The organism is Pseudomonas sp. WS 5011 (assembly GCF_012985775.1).
Classification (GTDB): Bacteria; Pseudomonadota; Gammaproteobacteria; order Pseudomonadales; family Pseudomonadaceae; genus Aquipseudomonas; species Aquipseudomonas peli.
In genome coordinates this window covers 134412-147622 of record NZ_JAAQXA010000006.1, presented here as the reverse complement: position 1 = coordinate 147622, position 13211 = coordinate 134412, and the positions used below count along the sequence as shown (strand labels likewise).

Annotated in this window: 12 protein-coding genes; 8 read left to right on the top strand and 4 right to left on the bottom strand. The window is 61.0% G+C overall.

Going from position 1 to position 13211, the window contains the following annotated elements; genetic code table 11:
- The 3 genes from HBN63_RS08945 (at position 1) to cysN (ending at position 3719) form a co-directional block, all read left to right on the top strand.
- Positions 1 to 759, top strand: coding sequence for a Nif3-like dinuclear metal center hexameric protein (locus HBN63_RS08945; protein WP_170049158.1), 759 nt, complete (start codon positions 1 to 3; stop codon positions 757 to 759).
- A gap of 142 nt (positions 760 to 901) precedes the next feature.
- Positions 902 to 1819: a sulfate adenylyltransferase subunit CysD gene (cysD, locus tag HBN63_RS08940; protein ID WP_069517898.1), complete on the top strand. Its 918-nt coding sequence runs from the start codon at positions 902 to 904 to the stop codon at positions 1817 to 1819.
- Position 1820: 1 nt separating this feature from the next.
- Positions 1821 to 3719, top strand: coding sequence for a sulfate adenylyltransferase subunit CysN (cysN, locus tag HBN63_RS08935; RefSeq protein WP_170049157.1), 1899 nt, complete (start codon positions 1821 to 1823; stop codon positions 3717 to 3719).
- An 83-nt stretch (positions 3720 to 3802) separates the two neighbouring features.
- Here cysN and HBN63_RS08930 read toward each other — a convergent pair whose 3' ends face one another.
- A complete protein-coding gene (locus HBN63_RS08930) occupies positions 3803 to 4240 on the bottom strand; it encodes a DUF1043 family protein (RefSeq protein ID WP_170049156.1) in 438 nt (145 codons plus the stop codon).
- Positions 4241 to 4394: 154 nt separating this feature from the next.
- Between HBN63_RS08930 and HBN63_RS08925 the strand changes: the two genes are divergently transcribed.
- From HBN63_RS08925 to HBN63_RS08910, 4 genes are all read left to right on the top strand, one after another.
- The gene (locus HBN63_RS08925) at positions 4395 to 5024 is read left to right on the top strand and encodes an alpha/beta fold hydrolase (protein ID WP_170049155.1); all 630 of its coding nucleotides are present in this window, start codon (positions 4395 to 4397) and stop codon (positions 5022 to 5024) included.
- Between the two features lie 28 nt (positions 5025 to 5052).
- Positions 5053 to 6399, top strand: a complete 1347-nt coding sequence (locus HBN63_RS08920; protein WP_170049154.1) for a tryptophan--tRNA ligase — start codon at positions 5053 to 5055, stop codon at positions 6397 to 6399.
- A gap of 116 nt (positions 6400 to 6515) precedes the next feature.
- On the top strand, positions 6516 to 7610 hold the full coding sequence (gene zapE / locus HBN63_RS08915; protein ID WP_170049153.1) for a cell division protein ZapE: 1095 nt from the start codon (positions 6516 to 6518) through the stop codon (positions 7608 to 7610).
- Positions 7611 to 7748: 138 nt separating this feature from the next.
- Complete coding sequence (locus HBN63_RS08910) at positions 7749 to 9089, top strand: DEAD/DEAH box helicase (protein WP_170049152.1); 1341 nt, start codon at positions 7749 to 7751, stop codon at positions 9087 to 9089.
- Positions 9090 to 9158: 69 nt separating this feature from the next.
- On the opposite strand, the gene HBN63_RS08905 is transcribed toward HBN63_RS08910, so the two are convergent.
- From HBN63_RS08905 to HBN63_RS08895, 3 genes are all read right to left on the bottom strand, one after another.
- Positions 9159 to 9614 (bottom strand): PAS domain-containing protein, encoded by a 456-nt coding sequence (locus HBN63_RS08905; protein WP_090255456.1) that lies wholly within the window; start codon positions 9612 to 9614, stop codon positions 9159 to 9161.
- Between the two features lie 3 nt (positions 9615 to 9617).
- Positions 9618 to 10619, bottom strand: coding sequence for a response regulator (locus HBN63_RS08900; RefSeq protein ID WP_090255453.1), 1002 nt, complete (start codon positions 10617 to 10619; stop codon positions 9618 to 9620).
- Between the two features lie 85 nt (positions 10620 to 10704).
- On the bottom strand, positions 10705 to 11946 hold the full coding sequence (locus HBN63_RS08895; RefSeq protein ID WP_170049151.1) for a TIGR03862 family flavoprotein: 1242 nt from the start codon (positions 11944 to 11946) through the stop codon (positions 10705 to 10707).
- A gap of 113 nt (positions 11947 to 12059) precedes the next feature.
- Here HBN63_RS08895 and HBN63_RS08890 point away from each other — a divergent pair, with 113 nt between their 5' ends.
- Positions 12060 to 13193 carry an aminotransferase class V-fold PLP-dependent enzyme gene (locus HBN63_RS08890; RefSeq protein WP_160089084.1) on the top strand — a complete coding sequence of 378 codons (1134 nt, stop codon included), beginning with the start codon at positions 12060 to 12062 and terminating at the stop codon, positions 13191 to 13193.
- The last annotated feature ends 18 nt before the right edge of the window (positions 13194 to 13211 follow it).

Sequence of the window (13211 nt, the reverse complement as noted above, 5' to 3'; positions counted from 1 at the left end):
ATGGCCATTGCCCTAGCTGCCCTAGTGGAAGAAGCCGACCGCTACCTGAATGCCGCGCGCATCAGTGATTACTGTCCCAATGGTCTGCAGGTCGAGGGCCGGCCGCAGGTTCGGCGTATCGTCAGTGGCGTGACCGCCAGTCAGGCGCTGATAGAGGCTGCCGTTGAAGCCGACGCCGATGTGCTGCTGGTGCATCACGGTTACTTCTGGAAGGGTGAGAATCCCTGCATTACCGGGATGAAGCGCCGCCGTTTGCAGACCTTGCTGGCCAACGACATCAGTCTGCTGGCCTATCACCTGCCACTGGATGTGCACCCCGACGTTGGCAACAACGTGCAACTGGCCGCTCAGCTGGGTATTACCGTGGAAGGCCCGGTGGAGCCAGAAAATCCGCGCACCGTCGGTCTAATTGGCTCGCTGGCCGAGGCCATGAGCCCGCGCGATTTCGCCCGCCATGTGCATCAGGTGCTTGGCCGCGAACCACTGCTGGTCGAAGGTGACGAGATGATTCGTCGAGTCGGTTGGTGCACCGGTGGCGGTCAGGGTTATATCGACCAGGCGATTGCTGCCGGGGTCGATCTGTACCTGACCGGCGAAGCCTCCGAGCAGACCTTCCACAGCGCCCGGGAAAATGGCATCAGCTTTATCGCCGCCGGCCATCACGCCACCGAGCGTTACGGTGTGCAGGCGCTGGGTGATTATCTGGCGTGGCGCTTTGCTATTGAGCATCTGTTTATTGATTGCCCAAACCCAGTATGAGGCGCAATTACCGCCTTCCCGGCAGGTATAAAGCTAGATCGTTTCGATCTAACTGGGCTCCTGATTAGAAGTGGGTGCTGTGCTAGAGTGCGCCCTCGTCCACGGCCCGCCGGCCCAAACACATCGCATTTCGTGAGTAGCCATGCTCGATAAACTGACCCACCTGAAACAGCTGGAGGCGGAAAGTATCCACATCATTCGTGAAGTGGCCGCCGAATTCGACAACCCGGTAATGCTCTATTCCATCGGTAAAGACTCCGCCGTGATGCTGCACCTGGCACGAAAGGCGTTCTTTCCTGGGAAGCTGCCGTTCCCGGTGATGCACGTCGACACGCGCTGGAAGTTTCAGGAGATGTACAGCTTCCGCGAGAAGATGGTCAACGAGTACGGCCTAGACCTGATCACCCACATCAACCCCGATGGTGTGGCGCAGGACATGAACCCCTTCACCTACGGCAGTGCCAAGCACACCGATGTGATGAAGACCGAAGGCCTCAAGCAGGCGCTGGACAAGTACGGCTTTGACGCCGCCTTCGGTGGCGCGCGCCGCGACGAAGAGAAATCCCGCGCTAAAGAGCGCGTGTACTCCTTCCGCGACAGCAAGCATCGTTGGGACCCGAAGAACCAGCGTCCCGAGCTGTGGAATGTGTACAACGGCAACGTCAAGAAGGGCGAGTCAATCCGTGTGTTCCCGCTGTCCAACTGGACCGAGCTGGACATCTGGCAGTACATCTACCTGGAACAGATCCCGATCGTGCCGCTGTACTTCGCCGCCGAGCGTGAAGTGATCGAAAAGAATGGCACACTGATCATGATCGACGACGATCGCATCCTCGAGCACCTCTCGGATGAAGAGAAAGCGCGTATCACTAAGAAGATGGTGCGTTTCCGCACCCTCGGCTGCTACCCGCTGACCGGCGCGGTGGAATCCACGGCCACCAGCCTCACTGACATCATTCAGGAAATGCTCCTGACCCGTACTTCCGAGCGCCAGGGCCGCGTCATCGACCACGATGCTGCCGGTTCCATGGAAGAGAAAAAACGTCAGGGGTACTTTTAATATGTCGCACCAATCCGATCTGATCAGCGAAGACATCCTCGCTTACCTGGCCCAGCACGAGCGCAAAGAACTGCTGCGCTTCCTTACCTGCGGCAACGTCGACGACGGCAAGAGCACCCTGATTGGCCGCCTGCTGCACGACTCGAAGATGATCTATGAAGACCATCTGGAAGCCATCACCCGTGACTCGAAGAAGTCCGGCACCACTGGCGAAGAAGTCGATCTGGCATTGCTGGTCGACGGCCTGCAGGCCGAGCGCGAGCAGGGCATCACCATCGACGTGGCCTACCGCTATTTCAGCACCGCCAAGCGCAAATTCATCATCGCCGACACCCCCGGCCATGAGCAGTACACCCGCAACATGGCCACTGGTGCCTCCACCTGCGACCTGGCGATCATCCTGATCGACGCGCGCTACGGTGTGCAGACCCAGACCAAGCGTCATAGCTTTATCGCCAGCCTGCTGGGCATCAAGCACATCGTTGTGGCCATCAACAAGATGGACCTCAAGGGCTTCGATCAAGGCGTATTCGAGCAGATCAAGGCCGATTACCTGAAGTTCGCCGAAGGTATTGCGCTCAAGCCAAGCTCGCTGCACTTCGTGCCGATGTCGGCGCTGAAGGGCGACAACGTGGTGAACAAGAGCGAGCAGTCGCCTTGGTACACCGGCCAGTCGCTGATGGAAATTCTCGAAACCGTGGAAGTGGCGGGCGATCGCAATTTCGACGATCTGCGCTTCCCGGTGCAGTACGTCAATCGTCCGAACCTGAACTTCCGCGGTTTCGCCGGCACCCTGGCCAGCGGCATCGTGCGCAAGGGCGACGAAATCATCGCGCTGCCGTCGGGTAAGGGCAGCAAGGTCAAATCCATCGTCACCTTTGAAGGTGAGCTGGAGCAGGCCGGTCCAGGTCAGGCGATCACCATCACCCTGGAAGATGAAATCGACGTCTCCCGTGGCGACATGCTGGTGCATGCCGACAACCGCCCGCAGGTAGTCGACAGCTTCGACGCCATGCTGGTGTGGATGGCCGAAGAGCCGATGCTGCCGGGCAAGAAATACGACATCAAACGCGCCACCAGCTACGTGCCGGGTTCGATCGCCAGCATCACCCACCGGGTCGATGTGAATACCTTGGAAGAGGGCGCGGCGAGCAGCCTGCAGCTCAACGAAATTGGCCAGGTGCGCATCGCCCTGGATGCACCGATCGCGCTGGACGGCTATGCGCATAACCGCACTACCGGCTCGTTTATCGTCATCGACCGCCTGACTAACGGCACCGTCGGTGCCGGTATGATCATCGCCGAACCGGTCGGTGCCGGCGGCAGCACTCATCACGGTGAGCTGGCGCATGTGTCCACCGAAGAGCGTGCCACGCGCTTCGGCCAGCAGCCGGCCACCGTGCTGTTCAGCGGCCTGTCCGGCGCGGGCAAGAGCACCTTGGCCTACGCCGTAGAGCGCAAGCTGTTCGACATGGGTCGCGCGGTTTATGTGCTGGATGGCCAGAATCTGCGCCATGACCTGAACAAAGGTCTGCCGCAGGATCGTGCCGGGCGCACCGAGAACTGGCGCCGTGCCGCGCACGTGGCGCGTCAGTTCAACGAAGCCGGTCTGCTAACCCTGGCCGCCTTTGTGGCGCCGGATGCCGAAGGCCGCGAGCAGGCCAAAGCATTGATCGGTGCAGAGCGCCTGATCACTGTCTATGTGCAGGCGTCTCCGCAGGTCTGCGCTGAGCGTGATCCGCAGGGCTTGTACGCGGCGGGTGGTGACAATATCCCGGGTGAATCCTTCCCCTATGACGTGCCGCTGAATGCCGATCTGGTGATCGATACGCAGTCGCTGTCGGTGGAAGAGGGCGTCAAGCAGTTGTTGGCTCTGCTGCGTGAGCGCGGCGCCATCTAAATCTGCTGCACATTAAAAAGCCCCGTCTAATGCGGGGCTTTTTATTGCCTATTCGGTCGCCGAAACGACCGACTCAGCGGCGTTTACTTGTTCTTCAAACCGTAGCTTTCGTCGAGCATGCCTGGCACATCGGCGCTTTTCGGCGCGTAGTCCTTTGGCATTTCATGATGGAGCGGTGCCTTGATACGCTCGCGCTTTTCACTGCTTTCATCGGCGTGCAGGGTCGCGAGCAGGCGCTGGCGAGTCAGCTCGTCGAGTGCCAGGCGGTTGGCCCCGTCTGACAGGTGCTGTTGCACGTCCAGTTGAGTTTGGCTGAGCTTTTTCACCAGGTTGGCGGTGGTGTTGAAATGAGTCACCACCTCGCTTTGGTAGGTGTCGAAGCGTTCTTGAATTTCATCCAGCTGACGCTGGGTGCGGCTAGGGGCCGCATTGGGTGCCAGGCGGGCAATCAGGAAGCCAATGGCAATGCCAGCTACCAGGGTAATGGCGGGTAGCAACCAGGCGGTGAGCGTCTGTTCCACGAGTCCTTCCTCTCTAAACGGCTTTGCTTTACGTTAACGGCTCGAACCTGTGCTGTATACCGCAATGCAATGCCGAAACGTTTGCGGTGGTGTGTGTATGGCGCAGGCTGTCAGCTAGACGAGTCGACCCACTGCGAGGTCACGGAGTTCCCTGTTGCTCACCCGCGAAACCCCTCTAATGATTGCCGGCCCCTGCGGCCAACTCGAAGCCCTGTGGCTGGACACCCCCGATGCCCGTGGCGTGGCGCTGATCTGCCACCCCAATCCGGTGCAGGGCGGCACCATGCTCAACAAGGTGGTCTCCACCCTGCAACGCACGGCCCGTGACTGTGGCCTGGCCACGTTGCGTTTCAATTACCGTGGCGTCGGCGCCAGCGCGGGCAGCCACGATATGGCCAGCGGTGAGGTGGATGATGCCGAGGCCGTGGCCAATTGGCTGCGTGCGCAGCATCCCGAATTACCCGTGACCCTGCTGGGTTTTTCCTTTGGTGGCTTTGTCGCTGCTGCGCTCGGTGCACGCCTGGAAGCCAAGGGTGTGACGCTCGACAAGCTGTTTATGGTGGCGCCGGCGGTGCAGCGCCTGAGCGAAGAAACGCCCCCAGCCAGCCATTGCCCGCTGATCCTGATCCAGCCTGAAGACGACGAAGTGATCGACCCTCAGGTGGTGTCCCAGTGGTCGGCGGCACTCGGACGTGCCCATGAGCTGCTGAAAGTGGCAGAATGCGGCCACTTTTTTCACGGCAAGTTAACGGATCTCAAAGATTTGCTGCTGCCGCGACTCTGAACTGATTGAGCCTCAATAAGCGAACGTTATGACCACTCGTATCCTTACCGGCATCACCACCACCGGCACGCCGCACCTCGGCAACTACGCGGGCGCGATTCGCCCGGCCATCGTTGCTAGCCGCGCCGCTGATGCAGATTCGTTCTACTTCCTGGCCGACTACCACGCGCTGATCAAGTGCGATGAGCCTGCGCGGATCCAGCGTTCCCGTCTGGAAATCGCTGCAACCTGGCTAGCCTTGGGGCTGGATACCGACAAGGCCACTTTCTACCGCCAGTCGGATATCCCCGAGATTCCTGAGCTGTGCTGGCTGCTCACCTGCGTTGCCGGCAAGGGCCTGCTTAATCGCGCACACGCCTACAAGGCTTCGGTGGACAAGAACGTCGAGCAAGGCGAAGACCCGGATGCGGGCATCACCATGGGCCTGTTCAGTTACCCGGTGCTGATGGCTGCGGACATTCTGATGTTCAACGCGCACAAGGTGCCGGTCGGCCGCGACCAGATCCAGCACGTGGAAATGGCCCGCGATATCGGTCAGCGCTTCAACCACCTGTTTGGTAATGGCAAGGAACTGTTCACCCTGCCCGAAGCGGTGATCGAGGAAGACGTAGCGACCTTGCCAGGCCTCGATGGGCGCAAGATGAGCAAGAGCTACGACAACACCATCCCGTTGTTCGGCAGTGCCAAGCAGCTCAAGGATGCCGTTGCACGAGTGGTGACCGATTCCAAACTGCCGGGCGAGCCAAAAGACCCGGATAGCTCGCACCTGTTTACCCTCTATCAGGCCTTTGCCGCACCGACCCAGCAGACGGATTTCCGCGCTGCGCTGGAAGGCGGCCTGGCCTGGGGCGAAGCCAAGCAAGCGTTGTGCAACCTGCTGGAAGCCGAGTTGGGCGAGGCTCGCGAGCGCTATCACGCTCTGATCAGCAAACCGGCTGATCTGGAAGATATTCTGCTGGCCGGCGCCGCCAAGGCGCGCAAGACTGCTACACCTTTTCTCGGTGAGTTGCGCGAGGCTGTGGGCCTGCGCTCGTTCCGCAGCCAAACCGTCAATACGGCGGGCGAGAAGAAAAAAGCGGGCAAGAGCGCCCGCTTTGTCAGCTTCCGCGACGATGACGGCAGCTTCCGCTTCCGCCTGCTGGATGCCGCTGGCGAGCAGTTGCTGCTGTCCAAATCGTTTGCCGATGGTAAAGCGGCAGGCATGGCTAATAAGCGTCTGCAATCCGGTGAAGCATTGGATGTGCGCGAGCAAGATGGCGGTTTTGGCGTCTGGTTGGACGATGAGTGCGTGGCGCAAAGCCCTGCATTCGCCGACAGCAGTGCCTGTCAGGCGGCGATTCAGCGCCTGCGTGAGGCGCTAGCACCCGCTGAGTAACGCGCAGGGCGGTGCATTAATCGGATTTCCGTCCAGCAGCCATGCTGGCCGATTGCCAATCAACGGGGGCGTCGCTAAAGTGACGCCCCCGTTTTACTTGCCCGGCTAACGAATTTATGACCCCCCTAGAACGCTACCAGGCTGACCTTAAACGCCCTGATTTCTTTCATGACGCTGCCCAGGAAACTGCGGTGCGTCACCTGCAGCGCCTGTATGACGACCTGATCGCTGCCGACAAGGGCAGCGCCGGCGTCTTCGGCAAACTGTTCGGCAAAAAACCGCAGGGGCCGGTCAAGGGCCTGTACTTCTGGGGTGGCGTGGGTCGCGGCAAAACCTACCTGGTCGATACCTTTTTTGATGCGCTGCCGTTCGAGCGCAAGGTGCGCACGCATTTCCACCGCTTTATGAAGCGCGTGCACGAAGAAATGCGCACCCTCAAGGGCGAGAAGAACCCGCTGATCATTATCGGCAAACGGTTCGCCGATGAGGCACGGGTTATCTGCTTCGACGAATTCTTCGTCAGTGATATTACCGACGCGATGATCCTCGCCACCCTGCTGGAAGAGCTGTTCAAGAACGGCGTCAGCCTGGTTGCCACCTCCAATATCGTGCCGGATGGCCTGTACAAGGACGGCCTGCAGCGCGCGCGTTTCCTGCCGGCCATCGCCCTGCTCAAGCAGCACACCGAGATCGTCAACGTCGACAGCGGTATCGACTACCGTCTGCGTGCGTTGGAGCAAGCCGAGCTGTTCCACTGGCCGCTTGACGCTGCCGCCGAGGAAAGCTTGCAGAAGAGCTTTGTCAGCCTGCTGCCCGAGCACTGCGAGGTGCAGGAAAACGAGCCGCTGATGATCGAGAGCCGCGCCATCGTGGCGCGCAAGGTTGGTGATGACGTGGCCTGGTTCGACTTCCGTGAGCTGTGCGATGGCCCGCGTAGCCAGAACGACTACATCGAACTGGGTAAAATCTTCCATGCGGTGCTGCTGGCCAATGTCGAGCAGATGAGCACCGCGAAGGACGACATGGCCCGGCGCTTTATCAACTTGGTGGACGAGTTCTACGACCGCAACGTCAAGCTGATCATCTCTGCCGAGGTGGAGCTGAAAGACCTCTACACTGGCGGTCGTCTTACCTTCGAGTTCCAGCGCACGCTGAGTCGTCTGCTGGAAATGCAATCCCACGAGTTTCTCGCGCGGCCGCACAAGCCCTAACTCAACACGCGTACGCTCGTACCTTAAAGCCCGGATCATTCCGGGCTTTGTAGTTGATGGCCCGGTGAAGACAGCCAGGCCGTCTGCGCCCAAGCAGGATAAACTCTGCGCCATCGACTTATTTCAGCGGTTAGCCCTATGACGTTTGCCTCCCTCGGCCTGATCGAGCCTCTGCTACGCACCCTCGACAGCCTCGATTACAAAACCCCCACGGCCGTGCAGGCTCAGGCCATCGTGCCGGTTCTGCAGGGACGCGACCTGATGGCCGCCGCGCAGACTGGTACCGGCAAGACTGCCGGCTTTGCCCTGCCGGTGTTGCAGCGGTTGATGATGGAAGGGCCGCAGGTGGCGAGTAATTCGGTGCGTGCGCTGGTGCTGGTGCCGACCCGTGAGCTGGCCGAGCAGGTGCTGCAGAGTTTTCTCACCTACGGTCAGCACCTGCCGCTGCGCAGCTACGCGGTGTATGGCGGGGTCAGCATCAACCCGCAGATGATGAAGCTGCGCAAAGGCGTGGACGTGCTGGTGGCCACCCCAGGCCGCTTGCTCGACCTGTTTCGACAGAACGCAGTGAAGTTCAATCAGGTGCAAACCCTGGTGCTGGATGAAGCCGACCGCATGCTCGACCTGGGGTTTGCCAACGAGTTGGAGAGTGTGTTCCGCGCACTGCCGAAAAAGCGCCAGACCCTGCTGTTCTCCGCCACCTTCTCCGAAGCGATTCGGACCATGGCCGGCGAGATGCTGAATGACCCGCTGAGCATCGAAGTCAGCCCGCGCAACGCCGCCGCCAAATCGGTCAAACAGTGGCTGATCCCGGTGGACAAGAAGCGCAAGACCGAACTCTTCCTGCACCTGTACCAGAGCAAACGCTGGAGTCAGGCCCTGGTCTTCGTGAAAACCCGCAAGGGCGTTGATGAGCTGGAAGCCGAGCTGCAGCGCCACGGCATAAGTGCGGACTCGATCCACGGCGACAAACCCCAGGCCACTCGCCAGCGTGCCCTGCAGCGTTTCAAGGACGGCGAGATCAAGGTGCTGGTAGCTACTGATGTGGCAGCCCGTGGCCTGGACATCGACGACATGCCGCTGGTGGTCAATTTCGACCTGCCCATCGTGGCCGAAGATTACGTGCACCGCATCGGCCGTACCGGGCGTGCCGGCACCACCGGTCAGGCGGTGTCGCTGGTCTGTGCTGATGAAGTGCAACTGCTCTCGGCCATCGAAACCCTGACGCAACAAGTGCTGCAACGCATCGACGAGCCCGACTTTATCCCTGACCACCGTGTGCCGCAGACGCTGCCCGGCGGCCAGGTGGTGAAAAAGCCGAAGAAGGCCAAGAAGCCGAAAGTGGTCGGCGGCGGTAAAGGCGGCAGCCTGGGGCGCTGGATGGAGACCGATGAACCGGCTGCGCCGGCGGTCAAGGCTGTACGCAAGGTGCCGAGCTTTGGCGGGAAAGCGGGTAAGCCCGGTAAGTTTGTTAAGTAATCTCAGCCGCATCCCGGATGCAATCCGGGGGCGTCTTTTGCCCGAATGCGCCGCTCGCGGGCAAATCGCTTAGCGATTGGCCTGCGCCGCTTCCAGTTGTTTCTTATGGGTGGCCGCGGCGGTCATGTCGTAGATCACTACGCAGATATGTTCCACCGCGTTGCCCGAACCGCCCAGTGGCAGCAGGGTGACGTTCTGGTACATAAAGTCTTCCTGGCCGGTAATCGGCTGGTAGTTCTTGAAGTGCATCAGGTAGGGATGCTGTTCCCATAGGCTGAAAGCACGGGTGCCCAGCGCTACGACGGTATCCACCTTGCGCCGTAGCCAGGCTTCGTCGATTTCACTGAACAGGCTGAATAGGGTTTTGCCGTGCACCTCGTCCGGGCCCATGCCAGAGTGGTTTTCCATAAAGCTGTTCCACACCTCAACCCGGTATTGGCGGTCGAGCACGATCACGCCAACGTCAATGCACTGCACGATATCGAGCAGCCAGTGAACCTCTTTGATGTCTATCTGTGCTGGCATGGCTTAACTCATCAGGTAGTTGAGTTTGTTGGTCAGGCGCTTGATCGAGTCTTCGGTAAACAGCAGCAATAGATCAAAGTGAATGTTGTGGGCTTCCAGGCTATAGCTCACCTCAATGGCCAGGGTTTTGCGCCAGCGTCGCTGGTTGAGGTGAATCAGCCGCTCGATGGAGGAATGCTGGCCCAACAGCTGTGGATGGCCCTGGGAGAAGCGCACGTCGATCTGTTCGGCGATCCCGGCTAGGCAGGCGCCGGTGAGGATGCTGGCCAGGTCCAGCAGCATTTCCGAGGTCTGGGTGTCGTCTTTCGGCTGCCAGCCCAGCAGCTTCGCCATGTCGGCGACTTCTGAGTCATGGAACAGCAGCAGTGCTTCACCGGCGATGCCATCCCCAATAAAGCCCTGGCACACCGCGCTCAGGCGCTCGCCACGCATGGCGTCGGTGAGGGTCATGTGCAGCTCACTGACCTCGAAGATATTCACCTGGGGCACCGGCAATTGCACAAAAACGTGCAGCACCTTGGCCAGTAACGCGGCGGCGCGGCCCATGGCGACGTTGGTCACTTCGCGCAGAGCATCGCGGAAGTTGACCTTCAACTCATCCAGTACGGCAGCCTGAGCAAGCGCAGTCGGGGTGGCTTTGGGGTCGAACAGGCCCAGTTCGAGCAGGGTGTTACGCAGGGTGTCGGGGTCAGCCGGCTTCTTGATAAAGGCCAGTGCACCGAGTTCTTTCACCCGGCGGACGGCTTCATCCTGCACGTCGCCGGACACCACCACGACCTTGCAGGCGAGGCCCTCAGCGCGCATGGCCGCGAGGGTTTCATAACCGTCCAGCACGGGCATGGTGAGATCCAGCAGCATCACCTGGCCCAGCCCCTGACGCAGCGCGGTCAAGGCTTCTTGGCCATTGGTGGCCTGGCTGATGGTCACTGGCCATTCAGGCGGCAGGGCGCGGATCAACTGCTTGCGCGCCATGTTCGAGTCATCGCAGACCACTAGTGGAATCACGGCTGGAGAGTACCTGTGCGCGTGGAAGAACACCGCTCTGTGACGGTTTTCCCAAGCATAGCCGCTTGAGGCCCGGCGTGTGGGCTTATCTGGTGTGCGGCAGCCAGTTGAGCATGCCTTGGGCGGCGTGGCGGCCGCTGGCAAAGCAGGCGGTCAGCAGGTAGCCGCCGGTGGGCGCTTCCCAGTCAAGCATTTCCCCGGCGCAGAAGGTGCCAGGCAGCGCCTTGAGCATCAGTTGCTCGTCCAGTTGCTCGAACGGCACGCCGCCCGCTGTGCTGATGGCTTCATCCAATGGCCGCGGACGCACCAGGGTGATCGGCAGTGCCTTGATTGCATTGGCCAGTAGCACGGGATCATTGAAGGCTGCAGCGTTGGCCAGCTCCCGCAGCAGAGCAGCTTTGACCCCGTCGATCCCCGCCTGGCGATGCAGGTGTTTAGCCATGGACTGTGAGCCGCGCGGTTTGCTCAGGGCTGCCTGCAATTTAGCCAGCGACGTTTGCGGCAGCAGGTCGAGGTGCACGGTGGCACTGCCGTGCTGGTTGATCGTCTCGCGAATATCCGCCGACAGGGCGTAGACCAGGCTGCCTTCGATACCGCTGGCGGTCAGCACAAATTCGCCCAGACGCGGCGTTTCGCTGGCCAGGTTAAGGCTGACGTTCTTAAGCGGCGCGCCGGCGAACTTGTCCCGCAGAAACGGGCTCCAGGCGCTGACATCGAAGCCGCAGTTGCTCGCCTGCAAGGGCGCGATGGTCACGCCACGTGCTTGTAGCAGCGTCACCCAGGCGCCGTCTGAGCCCAGTCGTGCCCAACTGGCGCCACCCAGGGCCAGTAGTGTGGCGTCGGCGGTCACGGCTTGTTCGCCGGCGGGCGAGGCAATCCGCAGCGCACCTTCGCTATTCCAGCCCAGCCAGCGATGGCGGGTGTGGATCTGCACACCCAGCTCACGCAGGCGCTTGAGCCAGGCACGCAGCAGCGGCGCGGCTTTCATGTCGGTGGGGAATACTCGCCCCGAAGTTCCGACAAAGGTGTCGATACCCAGGTCGTGAATCCAGGCGCGCAAGGCGTCGGCATCGAGCGCATCTAGCAGCTCGGCCACTTCAGCCTGGCGCGGGCCATAACGAGCGACAAAAGCCGGCTTGGCTTCGGAATGGGTGATATTCATCCCGCCGACCCCGGCCAGCAGGAACTTGCGCCCCACCGAAGGCATGCCGTCGTAAAGATCGACCTGCACACCACCCTGGGCCAGCACTTCGGCCGCCATAAGCCCGGCAGGGCCGCCGCCGATAATGGCAACGCGAGGGGCAAATGCGGGGTGGCTGTCGGTCATGGCGATATCAGGTGGGGATTACGGGCGTGCATTCTAACCGAGCCTGCCGCGACCTTGTCATTTGCCCCGGCTTCGGGCAGGGTCGCGGGAGACTTTTCTGACTGGAGCCCCTTATGTCTGACCTTTACCCCAGCATCGACCCCGACGGCCTGATCGAATACTCGGTGGTTTACACCGACCGCTCCCTCAACCATATGTCGCAGTCGTTTCAGGGCGTGATGACGGATATCTCCAGCACCCTGAAGCAGGTCTACAACGCCCATGCCGTGGCCATCGTGCCCGGTAGCGGCACCTATGGCATGGAGGCTGTAGCGCGTCAGCTGGCCACCGGGCAGAAGTGCCTGGTACTGCGCAATGGCTGGTTCAGCTATCGCTGGACGCAGATTTTCGAGATGGGCCAGATCCCCTCGGAAGCGATTGTGCTCAAGGCGCGTCCGGTTGCCGAGGGCAGTCAGGCGGCATTCATGCCGCCACGGCTGGTCGATGTGCTGGCGGTGATCGCCGCTGAAAAGCCGCAGGTGGTATTTGCCCCGCACGTGGAAACCTCGTCCGGAATGATCCTGCCAGACGGCTACCTGCGCGCCGTGGCGGATGCTGTGCATGCGGTCGGCGGCCTGTTTGTGCTCGATTGCATCGCCTCCGGCACCCTCTGGGTGGACATGCAGGCCTGCGGTATCGACGTGCTGATCAGCGCCCCGCAAAAAGGCTGGAGCGCCTCGCCCTGCTGCGCCCTGGTGATGCTCAGTGAAGCCGCCCAAGCCCGCGTCGAAGCCACTCAAAGCACCAGCTTTGCCTGTGACCTGAAAAAATGGCTGCAGATCATGCAGGCCTACGAACAGGGCGGCCACGCTTACCACGCGACCATGCCGAGCGATGCCCTGGCGCGTTTTCGCGATGCCATGCGCGAGGCCGAAGCCATCGGCTTTGCCACCGTGCGCAGCCAGCAGCAGGAACTCGGTGATCGCGTGCGCGCATTACTGGCCAGCAAAGGCTTTAAAAGCGTCGCCGCCGAAGGCTTCGAGGCCCCCGGAGTAGTGGTGTGCTACACCACCGACGCGAGCATCAAGAACGGCAGCAAATTCGCTGCTCAGGGCCTGCAGATTGCTGCCGGCGTGCCGCTGCAGTGCGATGAACCAGCAGACTTCCAGACCTTCCGCCTGGGCCTGTTTGGGCTGGATAAGCTTGGCAATATCGAACGCACCGTAGCGACGTTGGAGCAGGCGTTGGATAAGGTGCTGGCGGGGTAATTGGGCGTTGCAGGTGGA